This is a genomic window from Streptomyces sp. NPDC088810 (genome assembly GCF_044750305.1).
Lineage (GTDB): Bacteria > Actinomycetota > Actinomycetes > Streptomycetales > Streptomycetaceae > Streptomyces.
Window position 1 is genome coordinate 596,038 of sequence record NZ_JBIVJQ010000001.1, and the last position, 16,907, is coordinate 612,944.

General features: G+C 71.1%; 17 protein-coding genes. 11 read left to right on the forward strand and 6 right to left on the reverse strand.

From position 1 onward, the window contains the following. Positions 1–682 precede the first annotated feature (682 nt). The 4 genes from ACIP4Y_RS02675 to ACIP4Y_RS02690 all read right to left on the reverse strand — a co-directional run bounded on the left by ACIP4Y_RS02675 (position 683) and on the right by ACIP4Y_RS02690 (position 4,659). A complete protein-coding gene (locus ACIP4Y_RS02675; protein ID WP_358642299.1) occupies positions 683–1,837 on the reverse strand; it encodes an LLM class flavin-dependent oxidoreductase in 1,155 nt (384 codons plus the stop codon). 140 nt (positions 1,838–1,977) lie between these two features. Next, positions 1,978–2,577: an AAA family ATPase gene (locus ACIP4Y_RS02680; RefSeq protein WP_358642301.1), complete on the reverse strand. Its 600-nt coding sequence runs from the start codon at positions 2,575–2,577 to the stop codon at positions 1,978–1,980. A gap of 77 nt (positions 2,578–2,654) precedes the next feature. Then, entirely contained in the window at positions 2,655–3,359 is a 705-nt protein-coding gene (locus ACIP4Y_RS02685) for an AAA family ATPase (protein ID WP_358642303.1), read from the reverse strand. 280 nt (positions 3,360–3,639) lie between these two features. Continuing rightward, a complete protein-coding gene (locus tag ACIP4Y_RS02690; protein ID WP_401386835.1) occupies positions 3,640–4,659 on the reverse strand; it encodes a ScbA/BarX family gamma-butyrolactone biosynthesis protein in 1,020 nt (339 codons plus the stop codon). Positions 4,660–4,784: 125 nt separating this feature from the next. On the opposite strand from ACIP4Y_RS02690, the gene ACIP4Y_RS02695 reads away from it, so the two are divergent. The 3 genes from ACIP4Y_RS02695 (at position 4,785) to ACIP4Y_RS02705 (ending at position 7,174) form a co-directional block, all read left to right on the forward strand. Further along, complete coding sequence (locus ACIP4Y_RS02695; RefSeq protein ID WP_401386838.1) at positions 4,785–5,426, forward strand: ScbR family autoregulator-binding transcription factor; 642 nt, start codon at positions 4,785–4,787, stop codon at positions 5,424–5,426. Next, complete coding sequence (locus tag ACIP4Y_RS02700; RefSeq protein WP_401386841.1) at positions 5,423–6,346, forward strand: NAD(P)H-binding protein; 924 nt, start codon at positions 5,423–5,425, stop codon at positions 6,344–6,346. Before ACIP4Y_RS02695 ends, ACIP4Y_RS02700 begins: the two co-directional genes overlap by 4 nt. 75 nt (positions 6,347–6,421) lie before the next feature. Further along, positions 6,422–7,174 carry an SDR family NAD(P)-dependent oxidoreductase gene (locus ACIP4Y_RS02705; protein ID WP_401386844.1) on the forward strand — a complete coding sequence of 251 codons (753 nt, stop codon included), beginning with the start codon at positions 6,422–6,424 and terminating at the stop codon, positions 7,172–7,174. A gap of 666 nt (positions 7,175–7,840) precedes the next feature. Here ACIP4Y_RS02705 and ACIP4Y_RS02710 read toward each other — a convergent pair. After that, positions 7,841–8,449, reverse strand: coding sequence for a TetR family transcriptional regulator (locus ACIP4Y_RS02710; RefSeq protein ID WP_401386847.1), 609 nt, complete (start codon positions 8,447–8,449; stop codon positions 7,841–7,843). A gap of 338 nt (positions 8,450–8,787) precedes the next feature. On the opposite strand from ACIP4Y_RS02710, the gene ACIP4Y_RS02715 reads away from it, so the two are divergent. Next, the gene (locus ACIP4Y_RS02715) at positions 8,788–9,753 is read left to right on the forward strand and encodes a helix-turn-helix domain-containing protein (RefSeq protein ID WP_401386850.1); all 966 of its coding nucleotides are present in this window, start codon (positions 8,788–8,790) and stop codon (positions 9,751–9,753) included. 18 nt (positions 9,754–9,771) lie between these two features. Here the strand turns inward: ACIP4Y_RS02715 and ACIP4Y_RS02720 are convergent, their stop codons facing one another. After that, positions 9,772–10,194 carry a MarR family winged helix-turn-helix transcriptional regulator gene (locus ACIP4Y_RS02720; protein ID WP_401386853.1) on the reverse strand — a complete coding sequence of 141 codons (423 nt, stop codon included), beginning with the start codon at positions 10,192–10,194 and terminating at the stop codon, positions 9,772–9,774. Between the two features lie 243 nt (positions 10,195–10,437). Between ACIP4Y_RS02720 and ACIP4Y_RS02725 the strand changes: the two genes are divergently transcribed. From ACIP4Y_RS02725 to ACIP4Y_RS02755, 7 genes are all read left to right on the forward strand, one after another. Next, complete coding sequence (locus ACIP4Y_RS02725) at positions 10,438–11,880, forward strand: MFS transporter (protein WP_401386856.1); 1,443 nt, start codon at positions 10,438–10,440, stop codon at positions 11,878–11,880. 77 nt (positions 11,881–11,957) lie between these two features. Further along, positions 11,958–12,818, forward strand: a complete 861-nt coding sequence (locus ACIP4Y_RS02730; protein WP_401386859.1) for an MBL fold metallo-hydrolase — start codon at positions 11,958–11,960, stop codon at positions 12,816–12,818. Between the two features lie 10 nt (positions 12,819–12,828). Beyond that, entirely contained in the window at positions 12,829–13,671 is an 843-nt protein-coding gene (locus tag ACIP4Y_RS02735) for an AAA family ATPase (protein WP_401386862.1), read from the forward strand. Positions 13,672–13,725: 54 nt separating this feature from the next. Then, positions 13,726–14,523, forward strand: coding sequence for an HAD family hydrolase (locus tag ACIP4Y_RS02740; protein WP_401386865.1), 798 nt, complete (start codon positions 13,726–13,728; stop codon positions 14,521–14,523). Then, entirely contained in the window at positions 14,520–15,866 is a 1,347-nt protein-coding gene (locus tag ACIP4Y_RS02745; RefSeq protein WP_358635575.1) for a long-chain fatty acid--CoA ligase, read from the forward strand. Before ACIP4Y_RS02740 ends, ACIP4Y_RS02745 begins: the two co-directional genes overlap by 4 nt. Beyond that, positions 15,863–16,624 carry an SDR family NAD(P)-dependent oxidoreductase gene (locus ACIP4Y_RS02750; RefSeq protein ID WP_401386869.1) on the forward strand — a complete coding sequence of 254 codons (762 nt, stop codon included), beginning with the start codon at positions 15,863–15,865 and terminating at the stop codon, positions 16,622–16,624. The genes ACIP4Y_RS02745 and ACIP4Y_RS02750 overlap by 4 nt, the downstream gene beginning before the upstream one ends. Next, on the forward strand, positions 16,618–16,905 hold the full coding sequence (locus tag ACIP4Y_RS02755; RefSeq protein ID WP_401386872.1) for a phosphopantetheine-binding protein: 288 nt from the start codon (positions 16,618–16,620) through the stop codon (positions 16,903–16,905). Before ACIP4Y_RS02750 ends, ACIP4Y_RS02755 begins: the two co-directional genes overlap by 7 nt. Positions 16,906–16,907: the final 2 nt, after the last annotated feature.

Genomic DNA, 16,907 nt, shown 5'->3' on the forward strand with positions numbered 1-16,907 from the left:
CTGCGCGTCGCCTCCGGCGATGCCCCTCCGGGCCACCCTTGACTCGGCCGCCCACTCCAGCACGGGTAAGAAGCGAGCGGGCGACTCAGGCCCACTGGGGCCTTACGGCAGCTGCGGTCGCGCCGTCGGCGGCGGGGGGGGGCGCTTCGCGTGGGTGGGGGTGGGGGCGGCTTGCGGTTGGCAGGGTGCGCGTCTCGTTTCGCAAGGTCGCCCGGTCGGCTTGGCGTCTTGCGGGTCGGAGGGCGCGTTTCGCATGGGCGCCGGGGTCGGCTTTGCTGCGGGTGGCCGGGTGTGTGGGGGCGTGGTGGCGTCTCGTGTGGATGCCGGGTGGCGTGGCGTCCTGCGGTCGGTGGGTGGTGCGCGAGCGCGACCACCTACTGACGGCCCACCACCACCCCGCCAGGTCCCCGCGCAGGACGCGAACGCGCTCGCCGGCATGCCGGGTGGGCTTGGCGTCTTGGGGTCGGGGCGGTGCGCCGTGGCGTCTCGCATGGATGCCGGGTGGGGTTGGTGGTGGGCTGGGCCGCCAGGAGCCGGCCCGGCGTCACCCTGAGGGCACGCCGCCCCCCGATCGCTCGCTGCCAATCGTGCCCGGTGGCAGGGGGCTCCAGCGCGGGAGACCGACAGCGACGGGGGCGGGTCGCTGTCGGTCTCAGGTGGGGGGGAGGGCCAGGGGGTCGGGTCAGACCGGCTGGGTCTCCCGGGCTGCGCGGGCGCGTCGGGCCTCGGTGTGCGGGAAGATGTGGCGGTTGTCGATGCTCCACTGGATGGACTCGTCACCGCGTGCCGTGCTGCCGGAGAAGCGCGGTGCCACCTGCTCGGCCAGCAGCGCGTAGCTGGCCTTCGTCTTCTCGAACGACGCCCAGTTCATGGCGTACACGAGGAACGTGCCGAAGCCGCCCGTCTGCTCCTGGAGCCGCTCCAGCGCGGCGACCGCGTCCTCGGCGGAGCCGATGATCGCCAGCCCCTGCTCGATGCCCGCCTCCAGCTCCTGGGAGGACTTGACGCCCTCCATGCTGGCGGCCACGTCGAAGCCGGCGGCCTTGCCCCAGTAGTTCCACAGCCAGTCGGAGAAGCCCTCCCGTACGTCCCGGTAGGCCTCCTCCCGGGTCTCCGCGATGTACAGCGGTACGACGACGCGCCACTTGGCCCGGTCCATCGTGTTGCCGTGCTCCTCGGCGGACTCCTCGGCGTAGCGCCACTGCTGGGCCAGGTCCACGGCCGGCAGTCCGGGCGGCGGCGCGCCCCAGGACACCAGGCTCAGTCCGTACTGCCCTGCCACCTTGGGGCTGTTGGGCGTGCCGATGCTGGAGATCGCCATCTCGATGCCCGGCTTGCTGTAGCGGGGCAGCTGCATCTTGGCGTCCTGGAGGACGAACCAGTCGGTCTTGGCGCTCACCCGCTCCTCGCCGTTGACCAGCTCCCGGACGACGGGGATCGCCTCGCTCGCCATGCGCTTCAGCTCGTCCTGCGGGACCCCGAACTGGTGGGAGTCGTTCGGGGTGGCGCCGGGGCCGACGCCGAGGATGTAGCGGCCCCGCGTGAGGTGGTCGAGCATGAGGGCGCGGGTCGCGACGTTGTACGGGTGGTGGAAGGGCAGCGGGACCACGCCGTTGGCCAGCTTGATCTGCCGGGTCCGCTCGGCGGCGGCCGCGATGATCGTCTCGGGGGCGCCGATCGTCGGCCAGGCCAGGGAGTGGTGCTCGCCGAACCAGCACTCGTCGTAGTTCAGCTCGTCCAGGTGCTCGACGAGCTGGAGGTCACGCCGAATGGTCAGGTGCGGGTCCTGACCGGGGGCGTGCAGGGGGGAAAGGAACACTCCGATTCCGGTGTGCACGGTCTCTCCTTGCCGTGAACGGGGGCAGTCAATGGGGGGATGGAGGGGAGTGGGAGGGGCGGGGGAGTGAAGGGATGGGGGTGGCGAAGGGGGATGGAGGGCGTCGTCCGGCTTCGGACGACGCCTACGGTGGCACGCTGCTACGCGGTCTGCGGCAGGCCGGCGATCTTGAGGACCTGCTCGATGCGCTCCTCGAGGCTGCCCGTGATGATGTGCAGCGGGACGTCGAGCGTCTTGACGATCTCGAGCATCACCTCGTCCGACAGCGTGCGGAAGCGCTCGCTGATCGGGTCGACGCCCTCGGGCAGCGGGAACTCCACCGGGCAGTGGATGATGACGTCGTAGTTCGCCTGCGCGTGCTCCTGCGCCAGCAGGCCGAGCTGGTCCACGACCTCCACGTACGGGCCTGTCGCCTTCTGCACGTCGGCGAGGGTGACCGAGGGCTCCGGGTAACGGCCCACGGCGAGCCGCACCTTGCTGTAGACCCACTCGTGGAGCACCGAACCGTCCGAGAGGAAACCGTCCTTGAGGCCGGCCTCGTCGACCGCGCGCTCCGTGTAGCGGCGCACCGCGAGCTGGATCAGCTCGGGCTCGTTGGTCTCCTCCAGCGCCTTGGGGGTGCCGCCGGCCGGGTCCCGCATGGCGCTGCCGTGGACCCGCTCCAGACCGGTCCGCTTGGACAGTTCGGTGGTGAGGGTCGTCTTGCCGTTTCCGTAGGCGCCGACGAATGCGATTCTCACGTGGTCTCTCTCCTTCTTCTGTGATGCCTTGCGCGCTGCCGTGGACCGGGCGGCCGGCTCGGGGGCCGGCCGGCCGCTCACGCGGCGACGTCGGCCAGGCGCTCCAGCTCGTTGCGGGTGTCGATCTTGGAGTACTCGTCCTCGGCCCGGTCGATGGCCTCCTCGATGCTCATCACGGGCGTGAACCCGAAGATGTCCACGATCTTGGCCAGGCGCTCCGGAATGGTGCCGCCGACGATGTGGACCGGGATTTCCAGCTCTTCCAGCGTCTTCAGCAGCAGCTCTTCCGCGAGCTGCCGGAAACGCTCGTTCACCGGGCGGTGGCCGTCCTCGACAATGGGGAATTCGATCGGCAGGTGCACGAAAGCGTCGTACGACTGCTTGGTGTGCTGCTTCGCCGGAATGGCGACCTGCTTCATCACCTCGGCGTAGAACCGGACCTCGTCGGTCATCTCGACGTTGTCGAGGTCCACGGACTCGTTCGGGTTGATGCCGACCTTGACGCGCACGGTCGCGTACGACCACTCGTGGAGGGCGGACCCGTCGGAGATGAATCCGTTCGGCAGGTGGCTCTCGGCGACCGCCCGGCCCTGGATCCGCCGCGTGATCAGCATGATGAGCTCGGCGCCGTTGCACTCCTCCAGCGTCTTGCCGGGGAGCGAGATGGGGAGCAGTTCGCGCATGGTCGGGGCGGAGGTGCGCGGGATGCCGGTCAGGTGCGCGAGCGCCATGCTGGTCAGGGTCTTGCCGACGGAATAGGTACCGGAAATGGACAGATTCATCTCTGTCTCCTCGTGGGAATTCGTGTCGGGTGAGCGGGACGGAATAATCATGGCAACAGCCGCGTGACTTACCCAGACTCCAAATTCAACAGCGTCGCCGAGCCCATCACCACAGACACGATTGCTGTCACCAACAAGGTGAGGGGGGAGTCCTTTCCTCCCTCGCCGGCCATGGAAAAGCGGCAGGCCGCGGTGGCGTGAAGCCACCGCGGCCTGCCGGATGTGGGTGTGGTGCGCGGGGGCGGCCGAGGGGAAACGTTCCTCCGGTCGTCCCCGGTGCTCAGCCCGCCGTCGCCTGAAGGCGCCGGCCGGCGGACGGTACCGCCGGGTCCTGGACGATGCTGGTGATCAGTGTGGTGAAGACGGCCTGTCCGTCCTGGATGCCGCTGACGCGCCGCCGGTCCAGCCGCGGTTCGGGTCCGGATTCGAGTCCTGGCTCTTCGAACCCGGCGTCGTCCGCGACGATGGCGCACGGCAGGTCCAGCTCGACGTAGCGGTGGAAGACCGTGTCGAGTTCCACCGGGACGATCCGCCGGGGCGCCGCGTCGGCCTGGGCGGCCTGGCTCACGGCCTCCAGCAGGACCATGCCGGGTATGTGGTCGTGGGGGTGGTCGAAGAGGATGGGGTGTGTGGTGTCGGTGCGCAGTGCCCACCGGCGCGGTCTGCCGTGCGGGACCTCGGAGGTGTCCGGGGTCAGGGTCACGTCGTGCGCGTCGGTACGGCCCACCAGTGCGGGCTCGACGGCGGGCCCCGGCGGCAGGGCGCGGGCGAAGGCGGCCCGGGCGTCGGCGCGGGCGCCGCGCAGCCTGTTGTACAGGGCCGGCGGATAGGCGGTGTAGCCGACCCGGGCGGTGCCCAGCGGCTGCCCGTTCCGGGTGGCCCGGACGTGGGCGGTGAGCCGGAACACGCCCGACTTGCGGCGGACGACCTGGTCGTGCGTGATCGTCAGTTCCACGACGGACGGGTCCGGGCCCGTGGCCAGGGCCTCCGGCGAGGCCGTGCAGGTCAGTCGCTCCCAGCCCATGCGGTAGCCCTGGGGGACTCCGATGCCGAGGTGGCTCGCCACGGCCAGGGCCTGGCGGACGCTCTCGGTGAAGAACAGCAGATCGTGCCGGTGTGCGGTGGCGGTGTAGAACGCGTGCCGGGCGGGCCAGTCGACGGTCACCACGTGAGTGAGATCCGTCAGCGGGTGCCAGTCGGAGACCAGCACTTCGGTGAGGTCGACCTTGCCTGCGTAGCGCTTGACGTCGGCGGCAGAGGGGCCGGAAGAAGCGGTTCTCTGCCTGGTGAGCGTAGCCATCAGATCCCCCGAACAAGGTATGTCGTCGCAACGGTGTGGGTGACAGCGTGGTGTCGGCCGGAGCCAGGTCGTAAGATAGAGATAGTTCTTTTTTTTGTCGAGGGGTTACTTCGGAGGGTCTGTCGATGGCTGAGCTCACGGGCAAGCGGGAGGTCAAGCAGGAGCGCGCGGTCCGGACCCGGGCGCTGGTCGCGCGTGCCGCGGCCGAGGTGTTCGCGGAGTGCGGTTTCTCCGGCGCCAGCGTCACGAAGATCACGCAGCGCGCGGGGCTGACGCTCGGCGCGATGTACTTCCACTTCGAGAACAAGGAGGCCCTGGCCCGGGAGATCGTGCGCAGCCAGCCGGACCGGGTGGCGCCGCCGTTCGAGTCCCGTGGGCTCCAGCATGCGATCGACGTCACATTGACATGGGCTCACGCACTCCTTGACGATCCCTTTCTGCTGGCTGGTGCCCGCCTCGTCATGGAACAGGACCTGTTCATCGGTCCGGAGGAGAACTCGCACCAGCAGTGGACCGAGGTGATGGCCCAGGACCTGGCCCTCGCCCAGAACGAGCGTGAGGTGCGCGCCAACGTCGACGTCAAGGCGGTGGCACGACTGATCGTCAACGCGTGCACCGGTGCACAGATGCATGCCCACCTTGAGAGCGGTCGCAGGGACCTGCCACAGCGAGTGAGGGAGATGTGGAACGTGCTGCTGCCGACCATCGCCACCCCGAGCGCGCTGAACCGGATGCAACTCGACGACTCCCGTGGGAAGTCCGCGTGACGGCGCCGGGTACCCAGGCCGCGTACCGGACCGACGACCCACCCGCCGCCCCGGCCTCCGGCCCGAAGATCGTCGTCACCGGCGCCACCGGAGCCGTGGGGCGTCATGTGGCGCGGCTCCTCGCGCAGCGCGGAACGGAGCGGCCCGGCCTGTTCGTACGCGATCCGGACAAGGCCGCGGCGCTCGGACTGCCCGGCCCGGCCGTCCGGGGTGACTACGCGGACCGCGAGCTGCTGCGCCGCGCACTCGACGGCGCCGACGCCGTCTTCGTGGTCACGGCGAACCCGCTGCGGCCCGAGGACGACGAGAACATCCTGGCCGCCGCCCGCGCCGCCGGGGTGCGGCACGCCGTCAAGCTCTCCTGGTGCGGGGTCGCCGACCCGGGCGCCGACGACCTGGTCGCCCGCTGGAACCGGCGGAGCGAGGAGGTGCTGCGCGACAGCGGGCTGTCCTGGACCGTGCTGCGCATCCGCACCCCCATGTCCAACGCGCTCGCCTGGGCGCCGTCGATCCGCGAACGCGGTGTCGTGCGGGCCCTCGGCGGTGCGTCGCGCACGGCCTGCGTGGACCCCCGGGACGTCGCCGCCGTGGCGGTGGCGGCGCTGACCGAGCCCCGGCACGCCGGACGCACGTACGCGCTGGCCGGCCCGGAGGCGCTCTCGCCGCGCGAGCAGACCGCCGTACTCGCCGAAGTCCTCGGCAGGCGGCTGGAGTTCGAGGAGATCACGGAGGAGGAGGCCCGCGCCGGCTGGAGCCGCCGGTACGGCGAGCGGATCGCCGAGGCGCTGGTGGCGGGTGCACGACGGCGGGCCGGGGGAGCGGCCGCCGCGCGTGACGAAGGGACCCTGGCGGAGCTGCTCGGGCGGCGGCCGGGGACATTCACCGAGTGGACCACCGATCACGTCGGGGAGTTCAGCTGACTCCGGCATGACAGGGAGGGGCCGGTTCGGTGGGGACCGAACCGGTTGTCCGGAAACAACGGGGAGGGGAACAACGTGTTCACGGACAAGACGGTCATGATCACAGGGGCGTCGAGCGGCATCGGTGCCGTCACCGCCCGCCATCTCGCGGCGCAGGGCGCGGCGGTCGTGCTCATGGCGCGGCGCGAGGAGAAGCTCGAGAAGCTGGCGGCGGAGATCACCGCGGACGGGGGCCGGGCGCTGCCGTGCCCGGGGGACGTGACGTCGGCGGGGGACGTGCGCCGCGTCGTCGACGCCGCCGTCTCCGCCTACGGTTCCCTGGACGCGGCGTTCAACAACGCCGGCTGGGGGACGGCGGGCGCGCGGCTGCACGAACTGTCCGACGACGTCTACGACCAGATCATGGACGTCAATGTGCGCGGCGGGTGGAACTGCATGCGCTACCAGATACCGGCGATGCTCGCCCACCGCGGCGGCACCATCCTCAACACCTCGAGTACGGCAGGTCAGTTCGCCACCGGTGCGGTGGCCCCGTACGTCGCCGCCAAGCACGCGCTGATCGGTCTGACGCGCGCGGCGGCGGCCGAGTACGGCGCCCAGGGCATCCGGGTCAACGCCCTGGTCGTGGGCACCACGCGCACGGAGCTGATGGAGGCGGTGGTCGAGCAGTACCCCGAGGTGGAGACCAACGGCGTCTCCCGCGCGATCCAACAGCGCATGGCCGACCCCCTGGAGATAGCCCGAGCCGCCGCCTGGCTACTGAGTGACCAGTCCTCTTTCGTCACCGGAGCAGCCGTTCCGGTGGACGGGGGATGCAGCGCGGTCTGAGAACGGGCGGGGTCACGGCGCCGGGGCGCGGCCGAGTCGGCACGGCGATGCGTCTCGGCCGACTCGGGTTCGGCCGGCGGCCGGCGGCAAGCCTGGGCCGGCACGCCTGTGGCCGCGCTCAAGCGGGCGAGGGCCTGGTCGGAGCCGTGATGTGTCTCGGTCGGCGGGCGGTCGGTAGGGCTTGGGTTCGGCCGGCGGTGGTCGGCACGGCTCGGCCGGCGGGGACGTGCGCGGGCTGCGGTGCGCGGGTGCACGGCGCCTGCGGCGGTGTGCGGGCGGTACTGCACACGGCGCTGGTGCCGGCCCGGCCCCGCGTCGGCACCCGGTGCGCGGCACGGTGGTGTGGGTGGCGCTGACGGTGGTGCGGGCGGTAGCGGCGGTGGTCGTCGGTGACGTCCGCAGTGGTCCGTCGGCGGTGTCGGTGGGGCGGGTGGTGGCGCGAGGCAGCGTCCGCCGATGCACCCCCGGCGCCCGCGGTGATGAACCCGCGGCGGTGTGCGCGGCGCCGGCGGCGGTCCGTCGGGCGTACCAGCGGCGGTGTGTCGACGGCGCCCGCAGTGTCGCCAAGGCTGCCTCCGCCGCGATGCGCCCCCAGCCTCCGCCGTGATGCCCCCCGGCCTGCGCGCCCCCGGCCGCCTCCTCGGCCCACCCCGGCCATCCGCCCGGCTACAAGCCCCCGTTGACCAGACCCGGGAGCAACACGTCCCACACGGCCGTCAGTTGGGGCAGGTGGGAGGCGGCGGTTTCCGGGGGCTGGGTCGAGTCCAGCATGCCCAGGACCAGGTAGCGCAGGAGCAGGGTCACGATGTCGGGGTCGACGCCGGTCCGGAGTTGTTTCTCGTGGCTCGCCTGGTCCAGCAGCCGGCGTACCTCGGGCAGCCAGGAGTCGTTCCAGTCGTCCAGACCGGGCGCCTGTTCCCGGCTCAGCCGGGCGGCCGCCCGTACCGTCGGCTCCTCGTACAGCAGGGCCGCCACCGTGTGCGAGATGCGCATGACCCGCTGGAGGAGCGGGCATTCCCGGTCGTCCTCGTCGACCGTGTGGGCGGCGCCGGTCTGCGCCACCGCCTCCAGGGTGACGGCGAACCCCTGCGCGTGCACGGCCCCCGCCAGCGCCGGCTTGGTGGGGAAGTGGAAGGTCAGGGCACCCAGGGTGACTCCGGCGGACCTGCTGATGCGCTGGAGTGACGTGCCGCTGTACCCGTGCAGCGAGAACTCCCTGGCGGCGGCCTGGAGAAGACGCCCCCGCGTCCGCTCGGCCCGCTCCTGACTGACCATGCTCCGTGGCCTCCGCACGTTCGGTGGGGCTGTCCCGCACCTGTGGTCGCGGCTCGTACCCTGCCCGGGAGCAGCCCTGGGACGGCTGCGGAGACCCGCATGCCCGTCTAACAATGATAGTGCTCGTTATCTTTATAGGCGAGGCGGTCTGTCGCAACCCCTGGTCAGCAAGGTGGCGTGAACCGAGCGTGCCTCACACGCCCCTCGGACGGTCAAGGAACAGCAAAAATAAAAAAAGTTACTCTCTTGGTGGCGCAAGAAAAATAACGGTACCTATTATGTTCAGTGCGCACCGAGACGGGGGGCGCGAGCGTTGTACACGGAGGAGGAGCACCACGATGACTGGTACTGGATCTCCGGCATCCGGCGTCGCGTTGTCAGTGATCCGCCGCGAGCGCCGGGAGGCGGGACCCGCCCCGCGGCGCGATGCCGTCCAGGCTCCCGCGGCGGCCAAGCCGGCCGACCTGAGGTTCGCCGAACTCGGCAGCTTCCTGGCGGCCCGGCGGGCGGAGGTCACTCCGGAACAGGTCGGACTGCCCGGCGGAGGATCCCGCCGGCTGAGCGGTCTGCGCCGCGAGGAGGTGGCCATGCTGGCGGGTATCGGGGCGTCCTGGTACGCGTGGATCGAGCAGGGGAGGGCGAAGAACGTCTCCCCGGAGATCCTCGCGGCCATAGCCGGTGTCCTGAGGCTGGACGAGGCGCAGTGTCTGTATGTGATGCGGCTGGCGGGTTACACCGCGCCACGCCGGCCCCGGGCCGCCGTGGAGGACGACGAGCTGCTGGGCGCGAAGATCGTCGACGACTTCCTGCCGAGCCCGGCGTACTTCATGGACCGCTACTGGGACATCACGGCGGCCAACACCGCCGCCGAGCGCCTGCTGGGCGTCGAAGGGGGGCACTCCAACTACCTGGAGACCCTCTTCCTCGACCAGAGCGCCCGCAGCCGGTTCCCCCTGTGGGAGCGTGACGCGGCCGACGCGGTGGCACGGTTCCGTACGCAGAGTGGCGAGTTCCTGGGGGATCCCCGGCTCGCCTCCCTCGTCGGATACCTGCGGGAGTGCAGCCCGGTCTTCGCCGACCTGTGGGACCAGCACCGCATCAGCGACGGGGCGGGCATCACCCAGGTGGTGCGCCAGCCGGGGCTGGGGCAGGTGGCGTTGACCCAGGTCTGCCTCGACCTCGCGTGCCGGCCCGGGCACCAGCTGATCCTGCTCAGGCCGCACTCGGGCGGTGACGCCGAACGGATCGGCCGCTGGATCCGGGAGGTCGCGCCGGCCTTCACGGTCTCGAAGGTGCCCGCCTGAGGGCCGGTGCGCGCACCCTCAGTCGGTGGCCCGGGCGAGCAGGTCGCGCAGCGTCGTCTGCTCCTCGTCGGTGAGCCGGCCGATCGGCGAGTCCACGCCGAGCTGCTTGACCACCTTCCTGCGCAGTGCGGCCCCTTCGGGGGTGAGGTGCAGCAGCTTGGCGCGCCGGTCGGTGGGGTGCGGGCGCCGCTCCAGCAGGCCCATGGCCTCCAGGCGGTCGGCGACGAACGTCGCGTTCGAGGCCTCGCAGTGCATCCGCTGGGCCAGCTCCCGCAGGGTGCGCGGTTCGGGCAGCTCTCGCAGGGCGACCGCCTGGGCCGAGGTGAGGCCGAAGCGGTCGGAGACCTGCCGGGTGTGCCGTTCGATCGCCTGGGCCAGTGCGTTGACCAGGCTGCACACATCGCTGTCCGCGATCCGGCCGGGGGGGTTCGAGGGCGCCATGTCGACATGGTACCGGGCGGCCCTGCGAACCCGGTCGATCAGTTCATACGAGTTCAAAACATTTGAAGTCGATCTTCCCTTGCGGAAGCTCCTCACCAAGCCTTAGCTTCGAGCCAATTAGTTCGAGCTAGTAGTTTCCGAGCTAGAATCAATGCTGGCTCGGTGGCCGGCCGGACGGTCCGCCGTCCGGTCCGGCCTGTCCCTTCCCTGCCTTCCGCTCTACTCAGAGAGGTACAGAGAGCCATGACTTCGTCTGGTTCCGCGCGCCACAAAGGGCTCATCCTGGCGGCCCTGGCGCTGGCCCAGCTGATCATCGCCCTGGACTACAGCATCGTGTTCGTCGCCCTCCCGGACATCGGTTCCGGTGTGGGCTTCTCGGACCAGCAGCTCCAGTGGGTGATCGGTGCGTACGCCGTCGCGTTCGGCGGCTTCCTGCTGCTCGGCGGACGCATGTCCGACCTGCTCGGCAGGCGCCGCATGTTCCTGACCGGCCTCGCGCTCTACGCGCTGGCCTCGGTGCTCGGAGGCCTCGCCTCGGACCCGTGGGTCCTGGTCGCCGCGCGAGCGGTGCAGGGCGTCGGCGGCGCCTTCCTCGCGCCCGCCACCCTGTCCCTGCTCACCATGAACTTCGAGGAGGGGCCCGAGCGCAACCGCGCCCTGGGCATCTGGGGTGCCACCGGCAGCAGCGGCATGGTCGTCGGCTCGCTGCTGGGCGGCGTCCTGACCCAGGCGTTCGGCTGGGCCGCGGTGTTCTTCGTCAACGTCCCCCTGGCCCTGGGCGTCGCCCTGCTCGGCCTCCGGGCGATCCCCGCCGACGAGCGGACCGAGCGCCGCCAGGGCTTCGACCTGCCGGGCGGTGTCACCGTCACCGGCGGTGCCCTGCTGCTGGTCTTCGGCCTGGTGCAGGGCCCGGAGATCGGCTGGGCCGCGCCCGTCACCCTGGTCAGCTTCGTCGCCGCGGCGGCCCTGATCGTCGGCTTCGTCGTCATCGAGTCGCGCACCGCCGACCCCCTGGTGCCGCTGCGGGTGTTCTCCTTCCGCAGCCTGCGCCTCGGCTCCATGATCACGTTCGCGTTCATGGCGACCTTCGGGGCGAGCGCCTACTTCATCACGCTCGCGCTGCAGACCGTGCGCGGCTGGAACGCCCTGTCCACCGGCCTGGCCTTCATCCTGCCGTGCGCCTGCATCCTGGTCGGCACCGTGATCGGCGGCAAGATGTCGACCGCCATCGGTGTGCGCAGCACCCTGGTCATCGGCCTGCTCATCGGCGCCGTCGGCACGGCCGTGTTCGCCGCCTTCCTCGACAGCGGCTCGTCGTACGCGCAGATGGTCCCCGGCATCGTGATCTTCAGCATCGCGCAGGGCGTGATCTGGACCGCCATGTTCTCCGCGGCCACCACGGGTGTCGAGGAGAAGCTCCAGGGTCTGGCGTCCGGCCTGGCCACCAGCGGCCAGCAGGTCGGTGCCGCCGTGGGCCTGGCCGTCCTGGTCGCCGTCTCCAACGCGGCCAGCGGCTCCGACCCGTCCCCCGCCCAGCTCTCCGAGGGGCTCCAGGCGGCGACCTTCACCTCCGCCGTCCTGATCCTGCTCACCGTCGGACTGGCGCTGGCGCTGCCGAAGCCGGCAGCCACCGCCCAGGAGACCGTGGCGGTCGAGGCCCCCGTCAAGGCCGGCGAGGCGGTCTGACCGTCCGCCCGGGGAAGCCGGACCCCGGTTCGGCTTCCCCGGCCGGCACTCATGTCCGCACCCACCGAAGGATCACCATGCCGCTCCCCACGGGGCTCAACCCCCGGCCCGGCGCGCTGCGTTCACTGCGCCTGGGCGAACACACCGTCACGGTCGTCCCCGACGGCGCGGTCCAACTGCACCCGCGGCGCTGGCTGCCCGACTCGACGGACCGCGACTGGGCGGGCGACCACGCCGGCGTCCTGGACGAGCAGGGCTACATCGGCACGTCCGTGGCCGGCCTGCTCGTGGAGTACGACGGCCGGGCCCTGCTCCTCGACGCCGGTTTCGGACCGCACGACATCCCGGCCGAGCAGACCATCGACACCATCGGCGCCCTGCACGGCGGACAGCTCCCCGAGGCGCTCGCGCAGACCGGCCGGGCCCCCGCCGACATCGAGGCCGTGGCCTTCACCCACCTGCACGACGACCACATCGGCTGGGCGTTCCGGCCCGGCCCGGACCGCTCCTCCCCGTTCGCCGGGGCCGCGCTGCTGGCGTCCGCCGGTGAATGGGACGGCTGGCCGGTGCCCCCGGACGCCGTCACCCGCGCCCGCCCGGTGACACCGGGCGAGGAGATCTTCCCCGGCGTCACGGCCTGGGCCACCCCCGGACACACGCGCGGCCACCTGTCGTACGTCATCTCCGGCGGCGGTCAGCGGCTGATCGCGTTCGGGGACGTCTTCCACACCTCCGCCCAACTGGCCCGCCCCGACTGGCGGGTGTCGATGGACGCCCTGCCGGAGCAGGCGGTGCGCACGCGGCACGAGATGCTGGCCGAACTGACGCGTCCGGACACCCTGGCCTTCGCGAACCACTTCGCGCAGGGCCAGCTGGGCCGCGTCACGCCAAGCGGTGGCGCGGCGCGCTGGGAGCCGCTGCTGGAAGACCCCGCATAGCGCGACCCCCGTGAAGAGCGGGCCCGGCACGGGTAACCCCCGTGCCGGGCCCGCTTTTTCCGTATCCGTACGCCGGCCGGAATACGCGGCGGGTGGCAATGCTGAACGTGTTGGTGAGGGCGGCAGCATCTTCGGTGCTGTCGTCGGGGAAGCCGGTGACATTGAAGTCTGGGGCCCGGCGGCCACCGATGGAATGATTTCTGCCATGAGCCAGAACATCGCCGTGGTCGGCGCTTATGGATCCGGCAAAACCCTGCTGTCCCGAGCTCTTTCCCACGCCACCGGACTTCCCTACACCCAGGGAACCGCCATGCGGGAGCCCATCGGGGGCGAAGGAAAGCACATCTGGAAGTGGACGCCGGGCGAACTCCTGCAGCTGACCGTGAAGCGGTACGCCGAACGAGTCGTCAACGAAGGCCGCCAGACCGGCGGTTTCATTTCGGACGGTTCCATACTCCACGAGTACATCTTCGCCAAACTCCGGCTGGTCGTCGGGCCCGTACCGGAATCCGACGCGCCTTTGGACACCCGATTCCGCGACGAGGTCACCGCCGCCCTGGAAGAAGTCGCCGACAACATCGGCCGGCTCGCCCAGCAGCACGCCGCAACGGCCTACGACGTCTTCTTTCACCTGCCGATCGAATTCGGTCTCGCCGAGGACAACCGGCCCATCAACGAGCACTTCCGCTCGCTGTCGGACCAGGTGATGCTGCCCGTTCTCGACCAGCTCGGCGTACCGGTCCATTCCGTGACCGGAAGCCCGGAGGAGCGGTTGGAGAAGGTCCTCGCGGTCACGGGCCTGCCCACCGTGATGGACGTCGGCAAGGCCGTAGCCCTCGGCCGGCGCCAGTAGGAGCGGCCGCCGCGGCCGACCCACCGCCCCTCGACCCCAGGAGCGTACGTCCCCATGAACCGCACGCGAGTCGCCTTCTTCGACGTGGACGGCACCCTGACCACGTCCGGCAGCATGTTCCGGCTGCTTGCCTACTACCTCGCCGCCATGGGCCGGCCGCCGCGCGTGTACGAGGAGCGGCGCCGCGAACTCAAGGCCATGGCCGCGATCGGCTGCCCCCGGGAGGCCACCAACCGGGCCTACTTCGCCGGCCTCCAGGGCGTGGACGCCGCCGTACTCGACGGAGTGGCGGACCGCTGGTTCGCGGCCGAGCTGTCCACCGGCGGCTACTACCACCCGCCGGCCCTGGCCGCGCTGCGGGCCCACCAGGAGCGCGGCGACCACGTGGTCATCGTCTCCGGGTCGTTCCCGGCGCCGCTGCGCCCGATCGCCGCCGACCTGGGCGTCGAGGAAGTCTGGTGCACCCAGCCGGACCTCGCCCACGGACGCTACACCGGCGAACTGACCGGCCCGCCGATGATCGGGGCCGCCAAGGCCGAGGCGGTCGCGCACGTCCTCGCCCGGCGCGGTGCCGAGCCGGCCGACTGCGTCGCGTACGGCGACCACATCTCCGACCTGCCGATGCTCAAGGCCGTCGGCTCGGCCGTGGTCGTCGGCGGCGACGAGCGGCTGCGCGCCTCGGCCCGCGTCCACGGCTGGCCCCTGCTGCCCGGCACCCTTCCCCCGCCCGAGCTGCCGCTGCCGCGCACCACCGACGCCTCCGCCTCCCGTACCCGTCCGACCTTCAACTCCCCCTACTCGTCCTTCACCCAGTCCTCAACCGCCCGCTACGAGATGCCGGAGACCGCATGACTGCCTGGTTCTTCGAACGGATGCACAACTTCGGTGACGCCGACGCGATCGTCTTCGACGGCCGGAGCCACAGCTACGCACAGCTGCTGAAACTGACCGAACAGTGGAAGGACTTCCTCGACGCCCAGCAGGTGCGGGCCGGCCAGGTGGTCGCCCTGGAGGGACCCAGCAGCGTGGAGGCCTGCGCCGGGCTGCTCGCCCTGATCGACCGCGGCGCCATCGTCGTACCCCTGACCCGGCTGCCCCCCGCCAAGCGGGCCGAGTTCCTGGACATCGCCGAGGTGGAGGCCGCCATCACCGTCGACGCCCGCGAGGGGCGGCACCGGTTCGAGGCCACCGGCCGCACGGCCGACCACGAACTGTACGGCCGGCTGCGCGATGCACGGACCCCCGGGCTCGTGCTGTTCAGCTCCGGCACCACCGGCCGCAGCAAGGCGACGGTCCTCGACTTCGCCAAGGTGCTCGGCAAGTACGGGGAGGCCAGGAGGCCCAAGCGGACGCTCGGCTTCCTGAACCTGGACCACATCGGCGGCATCAACACGCTGCTGCACACGCTCAGCCAGGGCGGGGCGCTCGTCACCATCGACGACCGGACGCCCGACACCGTGTGCGCCGCGATCGCCGCCCACCGGATCCAGGTGCTGCCCACCACGCCCACGTTCCTGAACATGCTGCTCATCTCGCGCGCCTACACGCGCCACGACCTCAGCTCCCTGCAACTGATCACCTATGGCACCGAGCCCATGCCGCTCGGCGTGCTCCAGCGGCTCGACGCGACCCTGCCCGGCGTCCGCCTGAAGCAGACGTACGGCCTGTCCGAGCTGGGCATCCTGTCCACCCGGTCCCGGGACAACGACAGCCTCTGGGTGAAGCTCGGCGGCGAGGGCTTCGAGTACCAGATCCGCGACGGCATCCTGTGGATCCGCTCCGACATGGCCATGCTCGGCTACCTCAACGCGCCCGCGCCCTTCGACGAGGAGGGGTACTTCAACACGCAGGACGCGGTGGAGACCGACGGCGACTACGTCCGCATCCTCGGCCGCAAGTCGGAGATCATCAACGTCGCGGGGGAGAAGGTCTACCCCAGCGAGGTGGAGAACGTCCTGCTGGAGATGGACATCATCGCCGACGCCACCGTCTCCGGCCGGAGCAGCCACATCACCGGCCAGGTCGTGCAGGCCACGGTGAAGCTCACCGAGCCGGCCGACCCGCGGGAGGTGGCCCGCCGCGTCCGCAAGTACTGCAGCCAGCGGCTGGAGGCGTACAAGGTGCCGCTGCTGGTCGAGGTCACCGACGACGACCAGCACTCCGACCGGTTCAAGAAGATCCGGAGCGCGGCGTGAACCCGGCCACGGACTCCCCCGGGGCCGCACCCGGCAGCCCCGTCGCCGTCGTCAGCGGCGGCAGCCGGGGACTGGGCCGGGTCCTGGTCGAACGGCTCCTCGCCGACGGCTGGCGCGTGGCCACCTTCAGCCGCAAGCCCAACGAGTTCACCGAGGCGATGGCCGGGAAGCACCCGGACGCCTTCCACTGGGCGGCCGTCGACCTGACGGACTTCACCGCGCTACGGCAGTTCGCCCGGGACGGCGCCCAGCGCTTCGGCCGGATCGACCTGCTGGTGAACAACGCGGGCGTACTCCACCAGGAGCTGTTCCTGACCACCGCCCCGGCCCGGATGAACGACCTCGTCGGCGCGAACCTGCTGGCGCCCCTCCACCTGGCCCAGGCCTGCGCCCGGGCCATGGTGCGCGGGGGCGGCGGCACGATCGTCAACGTCTCGTCCATCAACGCCATCCGCGGCTACCGGGGCGTCGCGGTGTACGCCGCCGCCAAGGCCGGCCTCGAAGGCCTCGGCCGCAGCCTGGCCCGGGAACTCGGTCCCCTGGGCATCCGGGTGAACACCCTCACGCCCGGGTTCTTCGACAGCGACATGACCGCGGACGTCACCTCGGGCAACCGCGAGAAGATCCAGCGCCGCACTCCGCTGGGCCGCCTGGGAACCGTGCAAGAGATCGCCGACGCGGTCCTCTTCCTCGCCTCACCCGAGGCCCGGTTCATCACCGGACACACCCTTGTCATCGATGGAGGCATCACATGCTGAACAACACGCAGACCCCGGCGACCGACGTCCGGGCGGCCATCCAGCGCGAGATCGACAGCGTCCTGCTGGACGAGGAGGGCGGCGCCGGCTACACCCTGGACGACCCGCTGCTGACGGCCGGCCTCAACTCCCTTCTGCTGGCGCAGCTGTTGCTCCAGCTGGAGGCCGCGCTGGGCGTCGACCCGTTCGCCGAGGAGCGGTCCATCACCGACATCCGCACCGTCGGGGAGCTCATCGACGTCTACGAAGAGGCGATACGCGCCGCGTCGGCGGGGGTGTGACC

What these genes read in the sequence shown, in the direction of transcription:
- ACIP4Y_RS02685 (WP_358642303.1), bottom strand. Translation starts at nt 3,359, where the DNA reads ATGAATCTGTCCATTTCCGGTACCTATTCCGTCGGCAAGACCCTGACC.
- ACIP4Y_RS02690 (WP_401386835.1), bottom strand. Translation starts at nt 4,659, where the DNA reads ATGGCTACGCTCACCAGGCAGAGAACCGCTTCTTCCGGCCCCTCTGCC.
- ACIP4Y_RS02695 (WP_401386838.1), top strand. Translation starts at nt 4,785, where the DNA reads ATGGCTGAGCTCACGGGCAAGCGGGAGGTCAAGCAGGAGCGCGCGGTC.
- ACIP4Y_RS02710 (WP_401386847.1), bottom strand. Translation starts at nt 8,449, where the DNA reads ATGGTCAGTCAGGAGCGGGCCGAGCGGACGCGGGGGCGTCTTCTCCAG.
- ACIP4Y_RS02715 (WP_401386850.1), top strand. Translation starts at nt 8,788, where the DNA reads ATGACTGGTACTGGATCTCCGGCATCCGGCGTCGCGTTGTCAGTGATC.
- ACIP4Y_RS02720 (WP_401386853.1), bottom strand. Translation starts at nt 10,194, where the DNA reads ATGGCGCCCTCGAACCCCCCCGGCCGGATCGCGGACAGCGATGTGTGC.
- ACIP4Y_RS02725 (WP_401386856.1), top strand. Translation starts at nt 10,438, where the DNA reads ATGACTTCGTCTGGTTCCGCGCGCCACAAAGGGCTCATCCTGGCGGCC.
- ACIP4Y_RS02730 (WP_401386859.1), top strand. Translation starts at nt 11,958, where the DNA reads ATGCCGCTCCCCACGGGGCTCAACCCCCGGCCCGGCGCGCTGCGTTCA.
- ACIP4Y_RS02740 (WP_401386865.1), top strand. Translation starts at nt 13,726, where the DNA reads ATGAACCGCACGCGAGTCGCCTTCTTCGACGTGGACGGCACCCTGACC.
- ACIP4Y_RS02745 (WP_358635575.1), top strand. Translation starts at nt 14,520, where the DNA reads ATGACTGCCTGGTTCTTCGAACGGATGCACAACTTCGGTGACGCCGAC.
- ACIP4Y_RS02755 (WP_401386872.1), top strand. Translation starts at nt 16,618, where the DNA reads ATGCTGAACAACACGCAGACCCCGGCGACCGACGTCCGGGCGGCCATC.